The organism is Xylophilus sp. GW821-FHT01B05, assembly GCA_038961845.1.
Lineage (GTDB): Bacteria > Pseudomonadota > Gammaproteobacteria > Burkholderiales > Burkholderiaceae_C > Xylophilus.
Genome location: CP152408.1, coordinates 3,508,447 through 3,532,535, shown reverse-complemented (window position 1 = coordinate 3,532,535; position 24,089 = coordinate 3,508,447). Strand labels below are relative to the sequence as shown.

General features: G+C 67.2%; 22 protein-coding genes. 9 read left to right on the top strand and 13 right to left on the bottom strand.

The genetic code is table 11. The features are described 5' to 3' along the window. The first annotated feature begins 6 nt into the window (after positions 1 to 6). Both acnB and AAFF27_16425 read left to right on the top strand, forming a co-directional pair. Entirely contained in the window at positions 7 to 2,592 is a 2,586-nt protein-coding gene (acnB, locus tag AAFF27_16430; protein XAH21601.1) for a bifunctional aconitate hydratase 2/2-methylisocitrate dehydratase, read from the top strand. A gap of 280 nt (positions 2,593 to 2,872) precedes the next feature. Beyond that, positions 2,873 to 4,468: a glycoside hydrolase family 28 protein gene (locus AAFF27_16425; protein XAH21600.1), complete on the top strand. Its 1,596-nt coding sequence runs from the start codon at positions 2,873 to 2,875 to the stop codon at positions 4,466 to 4,468. Between the two features lie 24 nt (positions 4,469 to 4,492). Here the strand turns inward: AAFF27_16425 and AAFF27_16420 are convergent, their stop codons facing one another. Further along, a complete protein-coding gene (locus AAFF27_16420; protein ID XAH21599.1) occupies positions 4,493 to 5,404 on the bottom strand; it encodes a LysR family transcriptional regulator in 912 nt (303 codons plus the stop codon). Between the two features lie 165 nt (positions 5,405 to 5,569). Between AAFF27_16420 and AAFF27_16415 the strand changes: the two genes are divergently transcribed. The 7 genes from AAFF27_16415 (at position 5,570) to AAFF27_16385 (ending at position 14,010) form a co-directional block, all read left to right on the top strand. Further along, a complete protein-coding gene (locus AAFF27_16415; protein XAH26253.1) occupies positions 5,570 to 6,412 on the top strand; it encodes a fumarylacetoacetate hydrolase family protein in 843 nt (280 codons plus the stop codon). A 16-nt stretch (positions 6,413 to 6,428) separates the two neighbouring features. Then, positions 6,429 to 8,531: a hydantoinase/oxoprolinase family protein gene (locus tag AAFF27_16410; GenBank protein XAH21598.1), complete on the top strand. Its 2,103-nt coding sequence runs from the start codon at positions 6,429 to 6,431 to the stop codon at positions 8,529 to 8,531. A gap of 118 nt (positions 8,532 to 8,649) precedes the next feature. Beyond that, on the top strand, positions 8,650 to 10,425 hold the full coding sequence (locus AAFF27_16405; protein ID XAH21597.1) for a hydantoinase B/oxoprolinase family protein: 1,776 nt from the start codon (positions 8,650 to 8,652) through the stop codon (positions 10,423 to 10,425). After that, complete coding sequence (locus AAFF27_16400; protein ID XAH21596.1) at positions 10,422 to 10,802, top strand: hypothetical protein; 381 nt, start codon at positions 10,422 to 10,424, stop codon at positions 10,800 to 10,802. Before AAFF27_16405 ends, AAFF27_16400 begins: the two co-directional genes overlap by 4 nt. A 2-nt stretch (positions 10,803 to 10,804) precedes the next feature. Beyond that, complete coding sequence (locus AAFF27_16395; GenBank protein XAH21595.1) at positions 10,805 to 11,884, top strand: GTP-binding protein; 1,080 nt, start codon at positions 10,805 to 10,807, stop codon at positions 11,882 to 11,884. 17 nt (positions 11,885 to 11,901) lie between these two features. After that, positions 11,902 to 12,873 (top strand): tripartite tricarboxylate transporter substrate binding protein, encoded by a 972-nt coding sequence (locus AAFF27_16390; protein XAH21594.1) that lies wholly within the window; start codon positions 11,902 to 11,904, stop codon positions 12,871 to 12,873. Between the two features lie 27 nt (positions 12,874 to 12,900). Next, the gene (locus AAFF27_16385) at positions 12,901 to 14,010 is read left to right on the top strand and encodes a porin (protein XAH21593.1); all 1,110 of its coding nucleotides are present in this window, start codon (positions 12,901 to 12,903) and stop codon (positions 14,008 to 14,010) included. A gap of 202 nt (positions 14,011 to 14,212) precedes the next feature. Here the strand turns inward: AAFF27_16385 and AAFF27_16380 are convergent, their stop codons facing one another. From AAFF27_16380 to AAFF27_16325, 12 genes are all read right to left on the bottom strand, one after another. Next, positions 14,213 to 15,178, bottom strand: a complete 966-nt coding sequence (locus AAFF27_16380) for a TonB family protein (protein ID XAH21592.1) — start codon at positions 15,176 to 15,178, stop codon at positions 14,213 to 14,215. A 176-nt stretch (positions 15,179 to 15,354) separates the two neighbouring features. Then, positions 15,355 to 15,807, bottom strand: a complete 453-nt coding sequence (locus tag AAFF27_16375; GenBank protein XAH21591.1) for a biopolymer transporter ExbD — start codon at positions 15,805 to 15,807, stop codon at positions 15,355 to 15,357. Between the two features lie 22 nt (positions 15,808 to 15,829). Beyond that, positions 15,830 to 16,528: a protein TolQ gene (gene tolQ / locus AAFF27_16370; GenBank protein ID XAH21590.1), complete on the bottom strand. Its 699-nt coding sequence runs from the start codon at positions 16,526 to 16,528 to the stop codon at positions 15,830 to 15,832. Further along, positions 16,525 to 16,944: a tol-pal system-associated acyl-CoA thioesterase gene (ybgC, locus tag AAFF27_16365; GenBank protein XAH21589.1), complete on the bottom strand. Its 420-nt coding sequence runs from the start codon at positions 16,942 to 16,944 to the stop codon at positions 16,525 to 16,527. The genes tolQ and ybgC overlap by 4 nt, the downstream gene beginning before the upstream one ends. A gap of 6 nt (positions 16,945 to 16,950) precedes the next feature. After that, positions 16,951 to 18,135, bottom strand: coding sequence for a pyridoxal phosphate-dependent aminotransferase (locus AAFF27_16360; GenBank protein XAH21588.1), 1,185 nt, complete (start codon positions 18,133 to 18,135; stop codon positions 16,951 to 16,953). Further along, positions 18,132 to 18,662, bottom strand: a complete 531-nt coding sequence (nusB, locus tag AAFF27_16355; protein ID XAH21587.1) for a transcription antitermination factor NusB — start codon at positions 18,660 to 18,662, stop codon at positions 18,132 to 18,134. Before nusB ends, AAFF27_16360 begins: the two co-directional genes overlap by 4 nt. Next, on the bottom strand, positions 18,659 to 19,123 hold the full coding sequence (gene ribH / locus AAFF27_16350) for a 6,7-dimethyl-8-ribityllumazine synthase (protein ID XAH21586.1): 465 nt from the start codon (positions 19,121 to 19,123) through the stop codon (positions 18,659 to 18,661). The genes nusB and ribH overlap by 4 nt, the downstream gene beginning before the upstream one ends. Positions 19,124 to 19,127: 4 nt before the next feature. Beyond that, positions 19,128 to 20,246 (bottom strand): bifunctional 3,4-dihydroxy-2-butanone-4-phosphate synthase/GTP cyclohydrolase II, encoded by a 1,119-nt coding sequence (gene ribBA, locus AAFF27_16345; GenBank protein XAH21585.1) that lies wholly within the window; start codon positions 20,244 to 20,246, stop codon positions 19,128 to 19,130. Beyond that, complete coding sequence (locus tag AAFF27_16340; GenBank protein XAH21584.1) at positions 20,243 to 20,893, bottom strand: riboflavin synthase; 651 nt, start codon at positions 20,891 to 20,893, stop codon at positions 20,243 to 20,245. The genes ribBA and AAFF27_16340 overlap by 4 nt, the downstream gene beginning before the upstream one ends. 44 nt (positions 20,894 to 20,937) lie before the next feature. Next, the gene (gene ribD / locus AAFF27_16335) at positions 20,938 to 22,065 is read right to left on the bottom strand and encodes a bifunctional diaminohydroxyphosphoribosylaminopyrimidine deaminase/5-amino-6-(5-phosphoribosylamino)uracil reductase RibD (GenBank protein XAH21583.1); all 1,128 of its coding nucleotides are present in this window, start codon (positions 22,063 to 22,065) and stop codon (positions 20,938 to 20,940) included. Positions 22,066 to 22,118: 53 nt separating this feature from the next. Next, complete coding sequence (locus AAFF27_16330; GenBank protein ID XAH21582.1) at positions 22,119 to 23,432, bottom strand: DUF3443 domain-containing protein; 1,314 nt, start codon at positions 23,430 to 23,432, stop codon at positions 22,119 to 22,121. Then, on the bottom strand, positions 23,416 to 23,874 hold the full coding sequence (locus tag AAFF27_16325) for a DUF2844 domain-containing protein (GenBank protein XAH21581.1): 459 nt from the start codon (positions 23,872 to 23,874) through the stop codon (positions 23,416 to 23,418). The genes AAFF27_16330 and AAFF27_16325 overlap by 17 nt, the downstream gene beginning before the upstream one ends. Between the last annotated feature and the right edge of the window lie 215 nt (positions 23,875 to 24,089).

Genomic DNA, 24,089 nt, shown 5'->3' with positions numbered 1-24,089 from the left:
AAGAAGATGTTGCAAGCCTACCGTGCCCATGTCGCCGAACGCGCCGCGCTCGGCATCCCGCCGCTGCCGCTGTCGGCCAAGCAGACGGCCGAGCTGATCGAGCTCATCAAGACCGCCAGCGCCGCCGATACAGACGGCCTGCTGGACCTGCTGACGCACCGCGTGCCCGCGGGTGTGGACGATGCGGCCAAGGTCAAGGCGAGCTACCTCGCCGCTGTGGCGCACGGTACCGAGAAGACGGCGCTGATCAGCCGCGCCAAGGCAACCGAGCTGCTCGGCACCATGCTGGGCGGCTACAACATCAGCCCGCTGATCGACCTGCTGGACGACGCTGAAGTGGGCGGCGTCGCAGCCGAAGGCCTGAAGAAGACGCTGCTGATGTTCGACCAGTTCCATGACGTCAAGGACAAGGCCGACAAGGGCAATGCCAACGCCCGTGGCGTGCTGCAAAGCTGGGCCGATGCCGAGTGGTTCACCAGCCGCCCGGAAGTGCCGCAGAGCATCACCGTCAGCATCTTCAAGGTGACCGGCGAGACCAACACCGACGACCTGTCGCCCGCGCCTGACGCCTGGAGCCGCCCGGACATCCCGCTGCACGCGCTGGCCATGCTGAAGAACAAGCGCGACGGCATCACGCCCGAAGAAGACGGCAAGCGCGGCCCGATCAAGTTCATCGAAGACCTGCGTGCGCGCGGCAATCTGGTGGCCTATGTGGGCGACGTGGTCGGCACCGGCTCCAGCCGCAAGTCGGCCACCAACTCGGTGCTGTGGTTCACCGGCGAAGACATCCCCTTCGTGCCGAACAAGCGCTTTGGCGGTGTCTGCCTGGGCAGCAAGATCGCACCGATCTTCTACAACACCATGGAAGACGCTGGCGCGCTGCCGATCGAGCTCGACGTGACGCAGATGAACATGGGCGACGTGGTCGAGCTGCGTCCCTACGACGGCAAGGCACTGAAGGACGGCAAGGTCATTGCCGAATTCACCGTCAAGAGCGATGTGCTGTTTGACGAAGTGCGCGCCGGTGGCCGCATCCCGTTGATCGTTGGCCGTGGCCTGACCGCCAAGGCGCGCGAGGCGCTGGGCCTGCCGGTGTCCACGCTGTTCCGCCTGCCGCAGAACCCCAAGGCCACGGGCAAGGGCTTCACGCTGGCGCAGAAGATGGTCGGCCGTGCCTGCGGCCTGCCAGAAGGCCAGGGCATGCTGCCCGGCACCTACTGCGAACCCAAGATGACCTCGGTCGGCTCGCAAGACACCACCGGCCCGATGACCCGTGACGAGCTGAAGGACCTGGCCTGCCTGGGCTTCTCCGCCGACCTGGTGATGCAGTCCTTCTGCCACACCGCGGCTTATCCCAAGCCGGTGGACGTCAAGACCCACCACGAGCTGCCTGAGTTCATCAGCAACCGTGGCGGCATCTCGCTCAAGCCCGGCGACGGCATCATCCACAGCTGGCTCAACCGCATGCTGCTGCCCGACACCGTGGGCACCGGCGGCGACAGCCACACGCGCTTCCCGATCGGCATCAGCTTCCCCGCAGGCTCGGGCCTGGTGGCCTTTGCTGCCGCCACCGGCGTGATGCCGCTGGACATGCCGGAGTCGGTGCTGGTGCGCTTCAAGGGCACGATGCAGCCTGGCGTCACGCTGCGCGACCTGGTGCATGCGATCCCGCTGTACGCCATCAAGGCCGGCCTGCTCACCGTCGAGAAGAAGGGCAAGAAAAACTTCTTCTCCGGTCGCATCCTGGAAATCGAAGGCCTGCCGGATCTGAAGGCAGAGCAGGCGTTTGAGCTGTCTGACGCTTCGGCCGAGCGCTCTGCCGCTGGCTGCACGATCAAGCTCAACAAGGAGCCGATCATCGAGTACATCAACAGCAACATCGTGCTGCTGAAGAACATGATCGCCCAGGGCTACGCCGACAAGCGCACCATCGGCCGCCGCATCGCCGCCATGGAAGCCTGGCTGGCCAACCCGCAACTGCTCGAAGCCGACGCGGATGCCGAATACGCCGCCGTGATCGAGATCGACCTGAACGAGATCACCGAGCCCATCGTCTGCTGCCCGAATGACCCGGACGACGCCAAGACCCTGTCCGACGTGGCCGGCAACGCGATCGATGAAGTCTTCATCGGCTCCTGCATGACCAACATCGGCCACTTCCGCGCAGCCAGCAAGCTGCTTGAAGGCAAGCGCGATATCCCGGTCAAGCTGTGGATGGCGCCGCCCACCAAGATGGACGCGCAGCAGCTCACCGAAGAAGGCCACTACGGCGTCTTCGGCGCGGCCGGCGCGCGCATGGAAATGCCGGGCTGCAGCCTGTGCATGGGCAACCAGGCACAGGTCAAGGAAGGCGCCACCGTGATGTCGACCAGCACGCGCAACTTCCCCAACCGCCTGGGCAAGAACACCAACGTGTACCTGGGCTCGGCTGAACTGGCCGCGATCTGCTCCAAGCTGGGCCGCATCCCGACCAAGGCTGAGTACCAGGCCGACATGGGCGTGCTCAACGCCAACGGCGACAAGATCTACCAATACCTGAACTTCGACCAGATCCAGGAGTTCAAGGACGTGGCAGACACCGTCACGGCCTGAAGCCGGGGGCGATAGCCCCGCATTCCTGAGAGAGAAAGCCCGCATGGACATACCATGCGGGCTTTTCTTTTGCTATTGAATATGTAGCTGTATGCCCGCGGTTAATCTGGACTTCAGCATGTTTTATGCCTGAAGTGGAGGTGGCGCACGGGCATGCAGCTATCTATTTTGAAGTCACTCATTCTTACCTTCTTCCCTTGCCCGCCGCGCTTTCTTGGTCAGCGCCCCGCATCGGCCAGGCGTTTAGCAGCAGCAACAACCCCACAAAAGGAAATACAACATGAAGATGTCTAGTGGTCTGCGCCTTGCTGCAACGGTCGGTGCGTGCCTGTCGGTCTGCTGCGCTGCCAGCGCCGCGTCCGTGACGACGCAATGGGGCGACGTCGCCGAGCCCACGCTGCCCGGCACGCTCTGCGCCACGCTGGGCGCCAGCATGGCGCCGGTCAACGGCTCTATCGACCGGCTGGATGGCAACGCATCGGACTCGGCGCCCGACACCCGGCGCATTCAGGGGGCGATCGATGCCTGCCCCGCCGGGCAGGCGGTGAGGCTGGTGCAGGGCGCTGCGGGCACGACGGGTTTTCTCAGCGGGCCCTTGGCGCTCAAGTCTGGCGTCACGCTGTGGATCGACAAGGGTGTCACGCTGTTCGCGTCGCGCAACCCGGCCGACTACGACAACGGCGCCGGCATCTGCGGCACGGCCACCAGCTCGCACCAGGACGCCTGCAAGCCCTTCATCCAGGCCGCCAGCACCGTGGGCAGCGGCATCGTTGGTGATGGCGCGATCGATGGGCGCGGCGGCAGCCTGCTCACCAGCGGGCCGAATGCCGGCATTCGCTCGTGGTGGGATGTGGCCTACCAGAACAAGAGCGAGAACCTCTACCAGCACAACCCGTTGCTGATCCAGGTCCGCGATGGCGGCAACTTCACGCTGTACCGCGTGGCCGTGCTCAACGCGCCCAACTTTCACATCGTGACCAGCGGCGTGAGCGGCGTCACCGCCTGGGGCATCAAGATCCTGTCGCCCAGCCTGGCGTACTCGCAGCCGGGCTATGCCTGCCCCGCCAACTCGACGCCGGACCAGGCCACGCCCGCGAGCTGCTTCACGCCCGAGACGGTAAAGAACACCGACGGCTTCGACCCCGGGCAATCGAGCCAAGTGCTGCTGGCCCATTCCTACATCAGCGTTGGCGACGACAACGTCGCCGTCAAGTCGCATGGCAAGCGGGCGTCGACGCAGCTCGCCTTCATCGACAACCACTTCTACTATGGGCACGGCATGTCCATCGGCAGCGAGACCGACTCGGGCCTGAGCGACATGCAGGTGGCCGGCCTCTCGATCGATGGCTTTGACAGCAGCGGTGGCATTGGCCTGCGCATCAAGTCAGATGCATCGCGCGGCGGCAAGGTGGATGGTGTGACCTACAGCGGCGTCTGCATGCGCGACGTGCGGCAGCCGCTGGTGTTTGACTCGTACTACTCCAATGCCAGCGGCGGCACGCACTACCCGCGCTTTACCAACATCAAGGTCAGCGGGCTGCACGCATTGGGCAGCAGCAAGTACGGCGGCGGGCAGATGACGTTCGCGGGTTTTGATGCAGATGGCCACCACTATCCGATGTCGATCACGCTAGACAACGTGGTGTTCGACGGCGCCCAGCCGACCTTCGCCCCAGGCCACAACGGCGGCCCCAACGGTGTGCCAGCCGCAACCCACTTCGTGTTCGGCCCGGGCGCGGTGAGCTTCGCGCAGTCGATCACGCCTTCCTCTGCCGACGATGTGAAGGTCAAGGTGGTCCCGGGCACATCGGTGCCCGTCGATTGCCGGACGGCCTTCGAGCCGCTGCATTCGGTGCTGCCGAGTTCGCCGATCTGATGCGGGTGCGGGTGGATTCGCTCGCTAGGCCGTGAGCTGATTCCCCCACGACGCCACCAGCTGCTGCACCATGTCCGCGACGGTGCGGCACGCAGGCGAGAGCTTTCCCTGCTTGGGGAAAGCCAAGGTCACGTGCCGGCACAGGTCCGGCTTGACCAGCTTGCTGGCCTGCAGCCGGCCGCTTTGCAGCTCGGGCGTCATCGCGTAGGGGCCCAGCACCGAGTACAGGCCCGGTGTGTGGGCCACCAGCTCTTTCTGCACCGTCAGTGAATCCGCCTCTGCCACCGGCTCCAGCTTGAAGCCCAGGCTGCGCGCGGTCTCGTCCAGCGCGTTGCGCCAATGGCTGGGGCGGCGGGGCAGTACCAGGCGCAGGCCGGCCAGGCGCGAGAAGTTGACGGTGGGCCCGCTGGTGATCTCGTCGCCGGGGGCGGACACGAGATAGGTGTGGGCAACGGACAGCAGCTTTTCCTCGCGCCCGCTCGGGCGGTGGAAGCGGAACAGGATCGCGAGATCGACCGCGCCGCTGTCCAGCATGGTGTCGAGCTCGGTGCCCTGGGCCTCGGCAATGTTCAGGCGTATGCCCGGGTGCTCTGCCTGCAGCCGCTCGAAAAGCCGCGTCATCAGCGGGTGCGCGGCCGACGGGATGATGCCCAGCCGCACCTCCCCGAGCAATTGGTCTGACTCGGCGCGCAGCTCTTCCGTGATGCGGTCTGTTTCCTGCAGCCAGGTACGCAGCCGCAGCGCTGCGCGCGCGCCCAGTTCCGTCAACGCCACGCCGCGGCCGGTGCGGCGGAAGAGGGGGCCGCCAAACGCGGCCTCGAAGTCGCTGATCTGGCGGCTGATATGCGACTGCACCGTCTGCCGGCGCGCCGCCACCTTGCTGAGGCTGCCTGCCTCCGCCACCTCCAGGAAGAGCCTGACGCTGCTGATGTTCATCGGGGTTTACCCAGGTTGGCCATGCCAATTTTGGCAAGTCTGAAGCCTGAGAAGTTTATCTAGGAGAAGAGCTTGGCGATTTCTACATTAGCTGCACAACGCTGTCGCGCAAGGGATTGCAGGCGCGCAGCCCTCTGCCGTTCAGCCAAGGAGAAAGCATTGAAACTGGTCAGCTGTGAGCATGCAGGAGCCGCTACCTATGGGGTGGCGCAGGATGGTGAATACCTCCAACCCCCGAGCGACTTCCTGGGGCGTTACCCCGATATCGCGTCGGTGCTGCGCGGCGGCGCACTGGGCGAATTGGCGCAGGTGCTGGGCCGTGGCAGCCGCGTGGCGCCCGCCGGCACGCGGGCGTTGCCGGTGCTGCCCCACCCGCAGAAGTTCATCTGCGTGGGCCTGAACTACAAGACCCACGTTGCCGAAACCAAGCGCGACGACAGCGCCTACCCCGCGCTGTTCGTCCGCTTTGCCGACTCGCTGGCCGCCAATGGCGACCTGGTGCTGCGGCCGTCCTTCTCGGAGCGCTTCGATTGGGAGGGCGAGCTTGCCGTCGTCATCGGCCGCGGCGGCCGCGCGATCCCCAAGGCGCAGGCCTTCGAGCACGTGGCCGGCTACGCCTGCTTCAACGACATCACGGTGCGCGACTGGCAGCGCCACACGCACCAATGGACGCCGGGCAAGAACTTCCCCGGCACGGGCGCGCTGGGCCCCTGGCTGGTGACGGCCGACGAGGTGCCCGATGTCAATGCGCTGACGCTGGAGGCGCGGCTCAACGGCGAGGTGATGCAGCACGCATCGCTGTCGGACCTGATCTTCACCATCCCGACCTTGATCGAATACATATCCCGCTTCACGCCCTTGTCGCCGGGCGACGTGATCGCCACCGGCACGCCAGGCGGCGTGGGCGACCGCCGCGACCCACCGCGCTACATGAAGGAGGGGGACGTGGTCGAGGTCGAGATCTCCGGCCTGGGCGTGCTGCGCAACCGTATTGGCACCGCGGCCTGAGGCCGGGGCTTTCACCATGACAAATACCCTTCAAGCGGCGCCAGCCGGCAGCGCCCGGCTGCGCATTGCCGTCGATATCGGCGGCACCTTCACCGACATGGCCGCCTTCGACGAGGCCACCGGCAAGCTGCTGTTCGGCAAGGCCCTGTCCACGCATGGCCAACTGGTCAATGGCATTCAGGCCACGCTCGACAGCGCCGACATCGACCTGCGCGACGGCCAGCTGTTTCTGCATGGCTCGACCATCGCCATCAACACGCTGCTGGAGCGCAACGGCGCCAATACCGCGCTCTTGATCACCGAGGGCTTTCGCGACATCTACGAGATCGGCCGCGTCAACCGGCCTGATGCCTACAACCTCTTCTTCAACAAGCACCAGCCGCTGGTGCGGCGCTCGCTACGCTTCGAGGTGGCCGAGCGCCTGCGGGCCGACGGCAGCACCCACAAGCCGCTGGACGAGGCGGCGGTGCGCGAACTGGCGCGCGAGCTGAGCGGCCAGGGCGTGGAGTCGGTCGCGGTGCTGCTGCTGCACTCCTATCGCAACCCGAAGCATGAGCAGCGCGTCAAGCAGATCCTGCAAGAAGAATTGCCCGGCGCCTTCATCTGCGCCTCGCACGAGCTGAGCCAGGAGTACCGCGAGTTCGAGCGCGTCTCCACCGCCGTGGCCAATGCCTACGTAGGCCCGCGCGTCTCTGCCTACCTGGGCGAGCTGGAGGCGCACCTGGGCCATAAGGGCTTCGAGGGCGATTTCTACGTCGTGCAGTCCACTGGCGGCCTGTTCCCTAGCGAACATGCCCGGCGCGACTGCGTGCGCATGCTGGAGTCCGGCCCCGCGGCGGGCGTGATCGGTGCGCAGGCCATCTGCGCCCAGCTTGGCATGGGCGACGCGATCGCCTTCGACATGGGCGGCACGACGGCCAAGGCCGGCGTGATCAGCGAGGGCCGGCCGCTCACTACCGGCTCGGCGCTGATCGGTGGCTACGAGCGTGCGCTGCCGATCCAGATTCCGATGATGGACATCCACGAAGTGGGCACCGGCGGCGGCTCGATCGCGCGCATCGAGACCGGCAACGCGCTGCGTGTCGGCCCCCAGAGCGCGGGCTCTATCCCTGGCCCGGTGGCCTATGGCCGCGGCGGCACCGAGCCGACCGTGACCGATGCCAACCTGCTGCTGGGCCGGCTCGATGCCGACCATTTTCTGGGCGGTGAACTCAAGCTCGACATGGACGCCTGCCAGCGCCAGATGCGCGAGCGCGTGGCCGGCCCGCTGGGGCTGGACCCGACCGAAGCGGCCGATGGCATCCTGCGCATCGCCGTGACGCAGATGTCGCACGCCGTGAAGGCCGTGACCACCGAGCGCGGCCTGGACGCCGGCAGCTTCACCATGGTGGTGTATGGCGGCGCCGGCCCGCTGCACGCGTCGGCCATCGCCCGCGAGATCGGCATCCGCAAGGTGCTGATTCCGTTCGCGCCGGGCTACTTCTCGGCCTACGGCATGTTGTTTTCTGACTTGCGCTACGACTATGTGCGCTCGGTGTTCCGCAAACTGAACGACCTGTCGTTCGAGGAGATCGAGGCCGCCTACCAGTCGATGGAAGAAGAAGGCCGTGCCGCACTGGCGCAGTCTGGCGTCAAGGCCGATGGCGTGGTCATCGAGCGCGCGGCCGACATGCGCTATGTCGGGCAGGAGCATGCCGTCACCGTGGATCTGCCCATGGCCTTCTTCGAGGGGCGGGACCGCTCGGCGATCAAGCAGCAGTTCGACGACCTGCACAAGGTGCGCTATGGCACTTCGGCGCCCAAGGAGCCGGCCGATCTGGTGAGCCTGCGCGTCACGGTGCTGGGCACCATGAAGAAGCCGCCAAGGCACCACGTGGACGCGGGCTTGGCCAGGCCGGAGCAGGCCGCCCTGCGCACCGTCAAGCCGGTGTACTTCCGCCAGGGCGGCTGGGCCGATACGCCGGTCTATACCCGCGACCTGCTGCGCTCGGGCAACCTGATCACAGGCCCGGCGCTGATCGAGGAGCACGCCTCCACCACCGTTGTGCAGCCGGGCGACGCGCTGCGCGTGGACGAACTGGGCAATCTGCAGATTGACATCGGGAGTGACCGGACATGAACGCCCCCCGAAGCGCCTGCGGCGCCTCCCCCCACTGGGGGGCGGGCCGACCGCTTCGGAGCGGCCGGGCGCGGCGGCCCCTGGAAAGAAACAAGCCCCCTGTGAAATGGAGATGACTATGCATATCGAACCCAAGGCCACACAGGTGGTCGACCCGGTCACCGTCGAGATCATCCGCAACGGCCTGTACGCCGTGACGGAGGAGATGAAGACCAACCTCACCCGTACCGCCTACAACCTCATCATCTATGAGGCGCTGGACTTCACGGTCGGGCTGTTCACCAAGGAGGGCGACACGGTCTCGATCGGCCTGGGCCTGCCGATGTTCATCCGCGGCATGTCCGAAACCGTCAAGGCCAAGATCCGGCACTTTGGCTACGACAACATCCTGCCGGGCGACATTCTGGTCACCAACGACGCCTACACCACCGGCAGCCACCTGAACCACTTCACGTTCACCATGCCGGTGTTCCACGAAGGCCGGCTCGAAGGCTTCACCTGCTGCATGGCGCACTGGCTGGACGTGGGCGGCACGCTGGGCAATGTGACCACCGACATCTTCAGCGAGGGGATACAGATCCCCATCATCAAGTACCAGCGCGAGGGCGTGGTCAACCAGGACCTGATCGACATCATCGCCATGAACGTGCGGCTGGCCGAGCGGGCGCTGGGCGACCTGCGCGCGCAGATCACCGCCATCACCACCGGCGAGCGCCGCTACGTGGAGCTGCTGCAGCGCTACGGCGCTGGCGCGGTGAACGGCGCCATCCGCCAGATCATGGACTCCAGCGAGGCCGTGGCGCGCAAGAACACGCTGTCCATCCCCGACGGCGTGTACGAGGCCGAATCCTTCATGGACGACGACGGCCTGGACATCGGCAAGCGCATCCCGATCCGCGTCAAGGTGACTGTCACGGGCGACGAGATGACGGTGGACCTGTCCGACGTCAGCAAGCAGGTGCGAGGCTTCTACAACTCGGGCTTCACCACCGGCATTGCCTGTGCGCAGGTCGCCTACAAGTGCCTGACGACGCCCACCGATTACCCGGTCAATGACGGCAGCTTCCGCTCGCTCAAGGTGATCATGCCGATGGGCACCGTCATCTCGGCCGAGCGGCCGTACCCGATGCGGGTGTGGATGACCTTCCCGATGACGGTGATCGACACCATCTTCAAGGCGCTGGCGCCGGCCATCCCCGACCGCTCCATCGCGGGCCACCATGCCGACCTGGTGTTTCCCAACATCCACGGCATCTCGCCGGAGGACGGCCGCCTCTTCATCGTCGGCATCGGCCCGCTGGGCGGCGGCTGGGGCGCCAAGAGCACCGAGGACGGTGTGTCGGTGACGGTCTGCATCAACGACGGCGACACCCACAACAGCCCGACCGAGCAATTGGAGGCCAAGTACCCGGTGCTGGTCGAGAAGTACGAGATCCGCCAGGACTCGGCCGGCGCCGGCAAGTACCGGGGCGGCCTGGGCGCGGAGATGGTGGTGCAGGCGCTATCGCCCTTCACCGTGACCACCCGCATCGACCGCGTCCACTGCAAGCCCTGGGGCCTGGAGGGCGGCGGCGATGCCATGGGCAACGGCATTGCCGTGCGCCACAAGGGCGAGTGGAAGACCGACCACCTGAACGCGAAGATCTTCAACGTACGGCTGGAACGCGGCGACGCCTACAAGATGCTGTCGGGTGGCGGTGGCGGCTTTGGCGACCCGCTGGAGCGCGACACCGCGCTGGTGGCGCAGGACGTGCGCGAAGGCTATGTAAGCGCCGGCGTGGCGCGCGAGGTCTACCGCGTGGCGCTCGACAGCCAGGGCGGCGTCGACGAGGCGGCTACTCAAGCCCTTCGCAGCGGTGCGGGCAACGGTGCTTTGACTTCGGTCGCCCAGTGAGCGCCAGCGTGGTCGATGGTCTTGCGCAGAGCGCCGGGCAACTGCTCGATCTGTGGAGCTCGCTGGCAATGCGCCACGTGGCGCTGGGCGCTGCGTGCGCCTGCGGCACCGGGGGCGTCAGCCTGCGGCTTGAGGACTTCGAGCTCGACATCGCCGACTACCTTGAGGATGCAGGGCTGCGCTGCGGCATGGACGACGTGGCCGCCTTCTTCCAGGCGCAGCAGCAGGCCGGCCCGCGGGAGCAGCCGCTGCGGCGCTTGCTGGAAGACATCGAGAGCGAGCGGGTGCCGCACGCCGTCAGCGAATGGCTGCTGCCCAAGGTCGAACGCACGCTGCGCTCCTTTGCCGAGCTGCACGGGTCGGACGCGCGGGGCTGAGCATGGCGGGCCATTTTTCTTCGCTGCTGGCGGCGGCGCCGCCGGGTGCCGCGCGCATTCCGGTGACCGTGCTCACCGGCTTCCTGGGCAGCGGCAAGACGACCCTGCTCAACCGCATGCTGCGGCAAGCGGACTTGCGCGGCCTGGCGGTGATCGTCAACGAGTTCGGCCAGATCGGCATCGACCAGGACCTGATCGCCCATGCCAGCGAAGACACCATCCTGCTGTCCAACGGCTGCCTGTGCTGCGCCATGCGTGGCGACCTGGCCGATGCCCTGAACCGGCTCGGCCAACAGCAGGGCGCAGAGAGTGCACAGCCGCAGCGGGTCTTGATCGAAACCAGCGGCCTGGCGGATCCGGGGCCCATCCTGCGCACATTGCTTGGCGACCCTGCGGTCCGGAGGCGCTTCTTTCTGGCCGGTGTGGCCTGCACCGTGGATTCGGTGCTTGGCATGGGGACGCTGGATCGGTACCCGGAATCCGTGCGCCAGGTGGCCGTGGCCGAGCACTTGTTTTTGACCAAGACGGACCTGCCTGGTGGGGCACCGGCGGCGGCGCTGCTGGAGCGCCTGCATGGCATCAACGCCGGGGCCAATCTGCACACGCAGCACCAGGCCCAGTCCACGGCGCTGCACCAGTTGGTGCAGACAGCACCCGAGCGCGGCGCCGCCGCAGAGAGCCCGTTTTTCTACCAGGCGTGGGCGGCCCCCGTGCCGGAGGCGGCACCGCAGCACCGTGACGGCATCTCGTCGTTTGTCCTGACGCGGGACACGCCCTTGCCGCGCGAGGCCTTCCTGGCGTGGCTGGACATGGTGATCGCCATGCGCGGCGAGGACTTGCTGCGCGTCAAAGGCATCGTTCAGCTGGCGGAGCAGCCGGACCAGCCCCTGGTGATCCATGGCGTGCAGCATCTTTTCCAGCCGCCGGAGTACCTGCCTTGCTGGCCCGGGCCGGACCGGCGCACGCGCATCGTGTTCATCACGCGCGGCGTGGACGCGCAGGCCCTGGACCAGACGCTGGATGTGCTGGTGCGGCGCCATTCCCGGCGCAGCCGGGCCAGCCCCCCATCCCCGACCCTTTGAAGACACAAGGAGACAACATGAAACTCATAAGAATTCTTGCGGCAGCGGCCGTTGTGGCCGTTGCGCCGGCCTGGGGCCAGGCGGCGAAGTTCCCGGACCGCCAGCACACCATGCGCATCATCGTGCCCTTCGCCGCGGGTGGCGGCGTGGACAACGCGGCGCGCCTGCTGGGCGACCAGTTGCGCAGGCAGTTGGACATGACCGTGATCGTGGAGAACCGGGCCGGCGCCAGCGGCACGCTCGGCGGCCGGTATGTGCAGATGGCGCCCGCCGATGGCTACACGCTGCTGTTCTCTGCCGCCACCCACGTGCTGGCAAAGCAGGTCCTGGCCAATCCTCCCTACGATCCGCAGGCCGACTTTGCCCCGGTGGCGCGGGTGGGCGAGGCGCCTTTGCTGCTGGCCATTGCGCCCCAGTTGGCGCCGCAGAAGCTGGGCGACGTGCTCAACGCCGCACGGCAGCAGGCGGAGGGCTGGACTGCCGCCATCCCCGCCGCCGGCGCGCCCAGCCACCTGGCCACGCTGCTGTTGGCCCGGCAAGCCCACATCAGCTTCAGCTTCGTGCCGTACAAGGGCACGCAGCCGGCCTTGATCGATGTGGCCGGCGGCCATGTCAACCTGATGCTCGATTCGATGGTCTCGATGCTGCCGCTGGCCAAGGCGGGCAGGGTCAAGCCGATTGCGATCACGGCCAAGAAGCGCAGCGCGCTGGCCCCCGATATCCCGACCATGCGGGAGAGCGGGCTGGCCGACTTCTCCTACGTGTCCTGGTATGGCGTCTGGGCACCCAAGGACACGCCAGAGGACCACGTCAAGGCCCTCAACGCCGCGATCAATTCCGCGGTGTCGGAGCTGGCGAAGTCGGGCGCATTTGCCAGCCTGGGCATCGAGCCCGTGTCGGAAAGCCCCGAGCAGTTCAAGCGCTACATCGCCGCCGATGTGGCGCAGGGCACAGAGCTGCTCAAGAGCGCCGGCTTCAAGCCTGAATAACGCAACAAGCACAACGAGGAGACAAGCATGATGAAGTCGATATGTGGGGCGGGCCTTGCGATGGCCTGCGTGTCAGCGGTGGCGCAGTCGTCGGTGAGCGTGTCCGGCACGATGGATGTCGGCGTGCGCCAGGTTCGCAATGGGTCTGCCGGGTCTATCAGCTCGGAGGTCAGCGGCGCCAACTCGACCAGCAAGCTGGTCATTCGCGGCAACGAGGATTTGGGTGCAGGCCTGAGCGCGGGCTTCTTCCTCGACAGCACCCTGCTGGCCGACACCGGCAGCGCCGGGGCGAGCGCACCCGCCGGGCAGTTCTGGGACCGCCGCTCCACGCTCAGCCTGGCGCAGGCGCGCTGGGGTGAGCTGCGGCTGGGCCGGGACTGGGTGCCCACGCATCTGGTCTGGAGCAGCTTCGATCCCTTCGCCACGCTGGGCATTGCGAGCGCCAACAGCTTTCGCTCTTTCTCTGCGTCACGGGCGCTGGGCCAGGCGTTTGGGACGGCGCCGGAATCCCAGGCGGCCAACCCCACGCTGCGTGTCAGCAATGCCGCGGAGTACTTCCTGCCCGGTGGCCTGGGCGGTGTCTACGGCAGCCTCATCGTGACGGCGGGCGAGGGCGGCACTACTGCCAACGGCTTTACCCGCGGCAACGGCTTTCGCCTGGGATGGGCCGGCCACGGCGTCAACGTCGCGGCGGCGCAGTTCACCACGCGCAACACCAATGCGGGCCAGAACTTCAAGGACCAGACCTACGGCGCGTCCTATGACTTTGGCGTCGTCAAGCTCAGCGCGGCGCAGCGTCGCTGGGTCTATGGCCCGGACCGCACCGTGAACACGCAACTGGGCGCCAGCATTCCCGCAGGCCCCGGCGTCGTGAAGCTCACCTATGTGCAGGCGAACCAGACCGGCGCCACCGCCGCGCAGAGCGCAAATGATGCGCACCTGGTGGGCGTCGGCTACGTCTATGGCCTATCCAAGCGGACAGCGGTCTATGCCCACGCCGCACGCATCACCAACCAGGGCGCCGCCGTGTTCAGCATTCCCGGAGGGCCGGCCGTCAGTGCCAGCGCCACGGCGCCGAATTACTTTGGTGGGCAGAAGTCGACCGCGTTCGAGGCGGGCGTCCGGCACGACTTCTGAAGGTTGCTATAAAATATATAGCTATATGCCGGCGCCCTGCCTGGGCTTAAGGCACTTTTCATGCTGAAAAGGTAGCTACTCAGGTTCCCATACCGTTCGGGCAGAGCTTGTCGAAGCCCTGCCACACATCACCAAGCCCAACGACCGGCTCAGGGCGAACGGGGCGCGTGAGTAGTTAGCTGAAAAGGCTTGGGGCTGAGCGTCAGTCCCTTGGCCGGAATCCGATCACCAGCGAGGACGGCACCCGACCGTCGATGTCGCGCGGCAGCGTCTCGGTCTTGTCGATGGCCTTCAGCACCGCGTCGTCCCAGGCGGGGTTGCCGCTGGACTTGGCCAGGCGGCGGCCGACGATGGTGCCGTCTGGTGCGGCGCGCACCTCGACCTCTGCACGCGGGTTGCCTGGCGCATCGTCGGAGAACACGATGTTGGGCCGCACCTTGGCCGCGACCTTGCCGCCATAGGAGCCGGATGGGCCGGACGAGCGCAGGTCGCTGCCCGTTGCCGTAGCCCCGCCGGTAGCGCCGGCCAGGCCCTGCATGCGCTTGATGTTGGCAAGGCGCTCGGCCTCCACGCGCTTGGCGTCTTGCTGGGCTTTGAGCTGGTCCTGCTTCTTCTTGTCTTCGGCGGCTTGCTGCTGCTTTTGCTTGTCGAGCTGGGCTTGCTTGTCCAACTGGGCCTGCTTCTCGCGCTCTGCCTTTTCCTTGGCGGCTTTTTCCTTCTCCGCCTTTTCGGCTTTCTCGGCTTTCTCGCGCTCATCCTTCAGCTTTTGCTGCTTGGCGATTTCGAGTTGCTGCTGGCGCTCTTTCTCGCGTTGCTGCTGCTCTTTCTGGCGCTGCAGGGCGATGTCGGCGTCGCGCGTGTCTGGGGCCGGCGCGGGCGGTGGCGGTGGTGGAGGGGGCGCAGGCACGGGGGCGGGCGCGGGAACCGGGGCGGGCGCTGGCGGCGGCGCGGGCACTTCCACCGCGCGCGGCGCGGCCTGGCGCGGCACGGCGGACCACAGCTCGGCCTCGACCGCGGGGCTGTCGGACTCCTGCTTCCAGCGCACGCCCCAGGTCAGTGCCGCCAGCAGCAGCAAGTGGGCAGACACCGCCAGGATCACCGACCCCGGCGAGCGGCGCTGCGGCGGGGGCGCGAATTCGTAGCGTTCAGACGGATGGTGGTGCTGCATGGAGGCCAAAGAGGGAGAAAGCGGCCGACTCAGTTATTCATTGAAATGGCACCGAGGGCCGCGGAGCAGGCCAAGCGCAGACATCCGCGGAACTGGCTTTGCCAGGCCGCAGGATGTGCCCCCTGCAAGGGGGAAGGCGAAGACGCGAAGCGCGTAGCCTGGGGGTGTTCCATACCTTACGGAGCCAACTGCACGGATAAGCCCACGCGCTGCACGCCAGCGCGCTGCAGCGTGTCCATCACCTTCACCACGGTCTCGTACTTCACCGTGCGGTCGGCACTGATGACGACGGCGCTGCTGGAGGTGCCGGCCGCGCCGTTGGCGGTGGATGCCACATCCGACGCTGTGGCCTGGCGCACTGCATTCGCCACGTCGCGCAGCGTGGTGGGCGCGGTGCGGTCGGGGGTCTTGATCTGCAGCGTCTCGTCCTTGCCGACGATGATCTGTATCACCCGGTCGGGCTGCTTGTTGGCCTTGCCTATGCTGGGCAGGTCGATGGTGCTGGGCGTGATCAGCGGCGCGGTCACCATGAAGATGATCAGCAGCACCAGCATCACGTCGATGAAGGGCACCATGTTGATCTCGTTGATGGTGCGGCGGCCACGGCCGCGGGAAGCCATTGCGGGCATGCTGTCCTCCTGCCGTGCGTGCTTAGCGGCCCGACGCCGATTGCGCGCCGAGGTTGCGTTGCAGGATGTTGGAGAACTCTTCGATGAAGGTCTCCTGGTGGATCGCCAGGCGGTCGATGTCGCGGGCAAAGCGGTTGTAGGCCACCACCGCCGGGATCGCGGCGAACAGGCCGATGGCAGTGGCCACCAGGGCTTCGGCGATGCCGGGCGCAACGGTGGCCAGCGTGACCTGCTGCAGCGCCGACAGGCCGGTGAAGGCGTGCATGATGCCCCACACGGTGCCGAACAGGCCCACATAGGGCGAGACCGAACCGACCGTGGCCATGAAGGACAGGCCGGATTCGATGGTGTCCATTTCGCGCTGGAAGCTCGCGCGCATGGCGCGGCGTGCGCCGTCGAGCAGGGCGCCGCCGTCGGTGATGCGGCGCTCGCGCAGCTTCTGGTACTCGCGCATGCCGCTGGCGAAGATGCGTTCCATCGGGCCGGTGCTCTTGGCATTGGCCGCGGCCGCCGCGAACAGGTCGTTCAGGCTGGTGCCGGACCAGAACTCGCGCTCGAAGTCGTCGTTGAGCGTGCGCGCGCGCTTGAGCGAAAACAGCTTGCGGAAGATGGCGGCCCAGCTGGAGATGGAGACGCCCGCCAGCAGCAGCATGACCAGTTGCACCACCAGGCTGGCGTTGAGCACCAGATGCAGGATGGACATGTCTTGTTGAGGGTTCATGGCTTGAGGACTTCCAGGATCGATGACGGGATGCGGGCCGGCCGCAGCGTAGAAGCTTCGACCCAGCCAATGCGGATGGTTCCCTCGCACAGCAACTCGGGATCACCGGCGCTGCCAGGGGAGGGCGCGCGAAACGCCTGCTGGGCGATTGTCAGCGAGGCGCGGCCGCTTTCCCGTAGTGCCGCTGTTACAAGGAGTTCGTCGTCCAGGCGCGCCGGGCGCAGGTAGCGCAGTTGGGTGTCGGTCACCACGAACATGCCGCCGGTGGCCTCGCGCAGGTGCTGCTGGCCAAAGCCCAGCGCGCGCAGCCATTCGGTGCGCGCGCGCTCGAAGAACTTCAGGTAGTTGGCGTAGAAGACGATGCCGCCGGCATCGGTGTCTTCCCAGTAGATGCGAATCGGAAAGCTGAAGGGCATGCGTTCTTAGCCCAACAGGGCCTTCAGCCGCGCCGCGGCTTCCTGCAGGTGGGCCATGGAGCTGGCGGTAGAGAAACGGATGCGCTGCGCGGTCTCGGCCGTGCCAAAGTCGCGGCCCGGCGTGATCGCCAGGCCGGCCTGGTCCATCAGGGCAAAGGCCAGCTCCCAGCTGTCGGCCACGCCCAGGCGGCGGCAGGCTTCGCTGCTGTCGGCCCAGGCGTAGAAGGCGCCATCGGGCGCGACCGGCACCGGCAGGCCGGCAGCGGCCAGCGCGGGCAGGAAGAAGTCGCGGCGCGCCTTGAATTCGCTGCGGCGGCGCTCGTACTCGGCAATGCTCTCGGCCTCGAAGCAGGCCAGTGCCGCATGCTGGGACACGGTGCTGGGGCAGATGAACAGGTGCTGCGCCAGGCGCTCGACCACCGGCACCAGGGCATCCGGCACCACCAGCCAACCCAGGCGCCAGCCGGTCATGCAGAAGTACTTGCTGAAGCTGTTGATGCTGACCAGGTCCTCGCCCAGCGCCAAGGCGCTCTGGCCAAAGGCGGCGTCATAGCTCAGGCCCAGGTAGATCTCGTCGATCAGCGTCACGCCCTGGCGCGCCCGCACCACGGCATGGATGCGGGCCAGTTCTTCGGGGTGGATCGAAGTGCCCGTGGGGTTGGAGGGCGAAGCCAGCAGCACGCCACGGGTGCGCGGCGTCCAGGCGGCCTCGACCTTGGCGGCGCTGAGCTGGTAGCGCTCGGCCGCCGTGGTGGGCACCAGCACGGCCGTGCCGTCTGCCGCGCTCACAAAGTGGCGGTTGCAGGGGTAGCTCGGGTCGGGCATCAGCACTTCGTCGCCGGCGTCTATCAGGGCCAGGCAGGCCAACTGCAGTGCGGCGGATGCACCGGCGGTGACGACGATGCGCCGCGCCGGCACCTGCAGGCCAAAGCGCTCGGCGTACCAGCCAGAGATGCGCTCGCGCAGCGCGGGCAGGCCGGTGGCCTGGGTGTACTGCGTGCTGCCGTCGCGCACCGAGCGGGCGGCGGCCTCTTGCACCAGCGGCGGCGCGGTGAAGTCCGGCTCGCCAATATTGAGGAACAGCATCTGTCGGCCGCTGTGGCTGGCTGCCTTGGCGCGCTCGGCGGCGGCCTTGGCCACCTCCATCACATAGAAGGGCTCGATGCGCTCAGCCCGGGCAGAAATCTTCACCGCGCGCCGCTGCCTGCGGGCTTGGCGCGGTCTGCCGTCACTTCGGCGCTGCGCAGTTGGGGCGCCAGGCCGTTGAGCACGCCGTTCACGTACTTGTGGCCGTCGGTGCCGCCAAATTCCTTGGCCAGCTCGATGCACTCGTTGAGCACCACGCGCCAAGGCACGTCGGGGCAGTGGCGGAACTCATAGACGCCGATCCACATCACCGCATGCTCGACCGGCGAGACCTCGGCGAACTTGCGGTCCAGCAGCGGGGCAATCAGTGCATCTTGGGCCTCGGCCTCTTCGACGCAGCCGTGCAGCAGTGCGTTGTAGTGCGCCGCGTCGGCCTTGTGGAAGCCCGACAGGTCACGCGTGAAGTGGTCGATGGCCGTGGTTTCGTTGTGGCCCACCAGGTGCTGGTAGAGCGCCTGCAGCGCGAACTCGCGCGAGCGGCTGCGGGCGGACTTGGCCGAGGCCTTGCGCGCGCCGCTGGCGGTCAGGCCCGGGCGTTGCGGTGGCGGGGTGGGGTTGTTGTCAGAGCTCATGCAAGGGTGTCCAGCAGGTTCGCCATTTCCACGGCGACCTGGGCTGCGTCGCGGCCCTTGTCGGTCTGCCGGGCCAGCGCCTGTTCGTTGTTTTCGGTGGTGAGGATGGCGTTGGCGATGGGCACGCGGTGGTCCAGCGACACACGCGTCACGCCGGCACCGGATTCATTGGCCACCAGCTCGAAGTGGTAGGTCTCGCCGCGGATGATGCAGCCCAGCGCCACCAGGGCGTCGTAGCGCCCGGTGGCGGCCATGGCCTGCAGGGCCGCGGGCACTTCCAGTGCGCCGGGCACGCGCACGTGGGTGATGTTCTGCTCGGCCACACCCAGCACGGCCAGTTCGGCCTTGCAGGCATCGGCCAGCGCATTGGTGATGTGTTCGTTGAAGCGGGCCTGCACGATGCCGATGGACAGCTTGCTGCCGTCCTGCCGTTCGCCCTGGCCCTGATTTGCGCCAAACATGGGGTTAGTCCTTTTGCAGGTAGCTGACAAGTTCAAGGCCATAGCCGGCCATGCTGGGCATGCGGCGCGGCGCGCCCATGAGGTTCATGCGGTGCACCCCGCATTCGCGCAGGATCTGCGCGCCAATGCCGTAGGTGCGCAGGTCCATGCTGCCGCGCTCGGGCGCCTGCGCGGCGCGTGCCGTGCCTTCGAACTGGGCCAGCAGCTCGGCTGCGCTTTCGCCGCAGTTCAGCAGTACCACCACGCCACGGCCTTCCTGGGCGATGTGGCGCAGGCTGGCGTCCAGGCTCCAGGAGTGCATGCTGCGGTCGATCTCAAGCGCGTCCAGTACCGACAGCGGCTCGTGCACGCGTGCCGGCACCACGTCTTCGGGCGCCCAGGCGCCGCGCACCAGTGCCAGGTGCAGGCCACGGCTGGGCTTGTCGCGGAAGGCATGCGCGGTGAACTCGCCAGCGGCGGTCTTGAGCAGGCGGGTGCCGAGCTTTTCAACCAGCGATTCATTGCGGCTGCGGTGCTCGATCAGGTCGGCGATGGTGCCGATCTTCAGCCCATGCTGGGCCGCGAAGATCTGCAGGTCGGGCAGGCGCGCCATGGTGCCGTCCTCGTTCATCACCTCGCAGATCACCGATGCCGGGCTGCAGCCGGCCATGACGGCCAGATCGCAGCCGGCTTCGGTATGGCCGGCGCGCATCAGCACGCCGCCGTCTACCGCCTGCAGCGGGAAGATATGGCCGGGCTGCACCAGGTCGCTGGCCTGGGCATTGCGCGCCACGGCCGCCTGCACGGTGCGGGCGCGGTCGGCCGCCGAGATGCCGGTGGTCACGCCCTCGGCCGCCTCGATCGAGACGGTAAAGGCGGTGGAGTGCTTGGCGCCGTTGCGCGTCACCATGGGCGGCAGCTGCAGGCGCTCGCACAGCTCGCGCGACAGCGTGAGGCAGATCAGGCCGCGCGCATGGCGGGCCATGAAGTTGATCGATTCGGCGCTGATGTGATCGGCCGCGATGACGATGTCGCCTTCGTTCTCGCGGTCTTCTTCATCCACCAGGATGACCATGCGGCCAGCGCGCATGTCGGCCACGATGTCCTCGACCGGCGAGATGGGAACGGGGGAAACAGGGCTCATGGTGCGCGCGGGGCCAGCGAGGGCAGGGCGGAGACCGACAGCATGCGCTCGACGTAGCGGGCGACGGTATCGATCTCCAGGTTGACGGCGGTGCCTTCGCGCAGCGCATGCAGCGCCGTGTTCTGCACCGTGTGGGGAATCAGGTTGATGTGGATGACGGCGCCTTCGGCCACGTCGTCCACCTGGTTGACCGTCAGGCTCACGCCGTTGACGGTGATCGAGCCCTTGTAGGCCAGGTAGCGCGCCAATGCCGGCGGTGCCAGCACCTGCAGGTCCCAGCTCTCGCCCACGGGGCCAAAGCTGCGCACGTGGCCGATGCCATCTACGTGGCCAGACACGATGTGCCCGCCCAGGCGGTCATGCGCACGCAAGGCCTTCTCCAAGTTGACGGCACCGGCCTGGTCCAGGCCGGCGGTCTTGTCGAGCGACTCGGCCGAGATGTCGATGGTGAAGGCGCTGGACGGGAGGTCCAGCGTGGTGACGGTCATGCAGGCACCGTTGAGGGCAATGCTGTCGCCCAGGCCGACGTCGTCGAGGTAGCCGGTAGGCGCCTCCACGGTCAGGCGCTTGCCATAGTGCTGCAAAGAGCTTCCCAGGTCGTGGACGGCGGCGATGCGCCCCACGCCGGTGATGATTCCGGTAAACATCGCGGTATTTTCGCAGGGATTGGGCCGCCCCCACGGGCAGACCCCTAGAAACGGTCGCGGCCCTGCACTCGGGCCAGGATGCGCAGGTCATTCCCGACCGCCTCCGCCGAGCGAAACACCAGCGCCAGCGCGTCGTCCAGTGCCGCCAGCGGCCCGAAGCTGGCCATCGGCCGGCCCTCGCCGATCAGCTTGGGCGCGAGGTAGGCCAGCAGTTCGTCCACCAGGCCTTCGCGCACCAGCGAGCCATTGAGCCGCGCGCCGGCCTCCACGTGCAGTTCATTGACATCGCGCCGGGCCAGGTCCTGCAGCAGGGCGGCCAGATCCACCTTGCCTTGCGCGTTGGGCAGGCAGCTAACCGTGGCGCCAAGGGCCTCCAGCGCGGCCTGGCGCTGGGCGTCGGGTTGGGCGCAGTAGATCCACACGGCGCGCTGCGGCACCTCGAACAGGCGGGCGTCGGGCGGTGTCTCCAGGCGGCTGTCGACGATCACCAGATGCGGCTGGCGCGGTGTCTCGACCAGGCGCACGTCCAGTTGTGGATCGTCTTCCAGCACCGTTCCGACCCCGGTCAGCACGGCGCAGGCGCGTGCCCGCCAGGCATGGCCGTCGGCCCGCGCCGGGGCGGCGGTGATCCACTGGCTGCGCCCGTCCGGCAGGGCGGTGCTGCCGTCGAGCGAGGCAGCGGTCTTGAGCCGCACCCAGGGCGTCTTGCGCACCATGCGGCTGAAGAAGCCAATATTGAGTTCGCGCGATTCTTCTGCGCCGGGGCCCACTTCTACCGCTACACCGGCCGCCCGCAGCCGCTCAAAGCCCTGGCCGGCCACGGCGGGATTGGGGTCGGCAATGGAGGCCACCACCCGGCGGATGCCGGCGGCAATCAGCGCGTCGCAGCAGGGGCCGGTGCGGCCATGGTGGGAGCAGGGCTCCAGCGTGACATAGGCGGTGGCGCCCTGCACCGCATGCCCGCGCGCCGCGGCGTCGCGCAGCGCCATCACCTCCGCATGCGGGCCGCCAGCACGCTGGGTGGCGCCTTCGCCCAGCACGCGGCCCTGTGCGTCGGTGAGCACGCAGCCCACGCGGGGGTTGGGAGAGGTGCGCAACAGCGCGCCGTGCGCCAGCTCCAGCGCCTGGCGGATGGGCCCAGGCGTGGCCGGGCCGGTGGGTTCAGTGGTCATGGGGGAAAGCCGTACGCGTCATGCATGACGCGGCAGCTTAACCCGGCCACGGATCAGAAGGCTACGTACGGCCCGGTGCCGGCCGGCGTGCTTGCGCCCTCCAGCGCCGTGAAGACGCTGCGCCCAAAGAAGAAGGGCAGGCCCCAGTCGAAAGAGGTGCTGTCGGTGGAGGTCGCAGCCACATCGGAGAAGGCCGTGGCGGCGCCGAAGTTGCTGAAGGTGCTGGCGGCGTTGGCGACACTGAAGCTGACGGTGCCGCTGGTGTTGATGCTGCCCTGGCCTTGCAACTGCGCAGTCAGCGAGCGTGTGCTGCTGGGGCAGTAGAAGCCGCTGGTGGCGCCCGTGCAGGCGGTCAGCGTGCTGTCGTTGAAGAAGTAGAAATTGGAGCCGCTGTCGATGAAGGAATGGGTGTAGCTGCGACTGTTGTAGACCGTGGTCAGGTAGCCGGTGGACGGGCTCACGCCATAGGCCGTGGCCGAGCCCAGGGCATTGTTGGAGCGGGTGCCGATGCCAAAGATCAGCGAGCCCGTCACGCCGGTGGCACCGCCCGCCGGCACGGCGGGAAGCTGCACCACCGTGCCGTTGTTGTCGCTGGGCAGGCCCGCCACGGGATTGGCCACCTGCTGCGCCACGGGAATGGCGGAAGCCGAGCAGAAAGTGCTGGTAGGGCAGCTGTAGTAGGCGCCCGCAATGGCCTTGTTGGCGCAGGCGATGCCGCAGTCCTGCAGGAAATAGCCAATGCCCAGGATGCCGTTGCCGCCCAGGGCGCTGACCGTGCCCTGGTTGCTGCCGGTGCTGGAGCACGAGGTGGGGACGGAGGAGAAGGCGGGGTCCGCTATCACCTGCAGCGGCAGCGAGGGCACCTTCATGTCGCCCAGGGTCACGTCGCCAGTGCGCACCGACCCCCAGGTGTAGCCGCTCACGAACTGGCCGCATTCGGCATAGGCGTTGCCGGCGGTGTTCTGCTGCAGGGGCAGGCCAGACAGGTTGTTGAGCACCGAAGCCATCAGCCGCAGGCCGTAGGAGCCGGTGTCCACGATCACGTGGTCTATCACCTGGCAGCCGCTGGAGCTGCCGGGCGGGCAGATGGTGAGGCTGACATAGGGAATGTTGGCGACGCGGTTGGTGATGCCCGACGGGCCGTTGTCTATCTTGATGGCAAGGACGTTGCTGGCCGCAGAGGTGGTGGTGGCGGTTGCGGTCGTACTGCTGGTCGACGAAGTGCTGGTTCCCGTCCCGAGGGAGGAAGAACTTGTCGCGGAGCTTGAGTCACCACCGCCGCCGCACCCTGCGAGCAAGACTGTCGCTGCCAATGCCGCAACAAGATGGCGGCCGGCCTGCGCCCGGAATTCAGCGAATGTCTTCAACGTTGACTCCCTGCGGCAACTGATTGGAAAGGTAGGCCTGGCCTGAGAAGGCGCGCATGTGCCCGGTCGAGCGGAACACCAGACTCGACTTCTGCAATACCAGGGCGCCGCCGCTGCGGCCACGGCTGCTGGCGGCCTCGGCGTAGGTGGCGAAATGCTCGTTGCCCAGCAACTGCTGCAGGTTGGGCATGAACGGGCCCTCCCATGCCACGGCAAACACTTTTCCCGAGGACTGCGCGTACTCGCGGACCACGGTGCCGGAATCAAGGGTGTATTCATGCACCGTATAGGTGCTGCTGGATGTGCTGCGCAGCGCCGAGGCGCGCATCTGCTGGCGATCGGTGTCCACCGAGGTGGCGTTTTGGCCCAGGGCCGCCATGGCGGGCCCGGACAAGCTCAGGGCCAGCAGCAATCCGGCGGGATGCCGTATGAGGTTCTTCATGCGTAGGTTTCTTTACAGGTCAGTCGACCTGTGTGGACGACGCGCGCCGGATTCTGATAGCTGGAAATGGCATCTATATGTCAACGGAGTAAGCAAATGGTCAAAAAAGATGCAAGGCATTTCAGCGCTCGAAAATCGGCAGTCGCTTGGATTGGGCTTGGAAGCAGGCGCCGCCCGTCTGCGCCAGTCAGGCGCCAGGACGTTTGGTGGGGGAA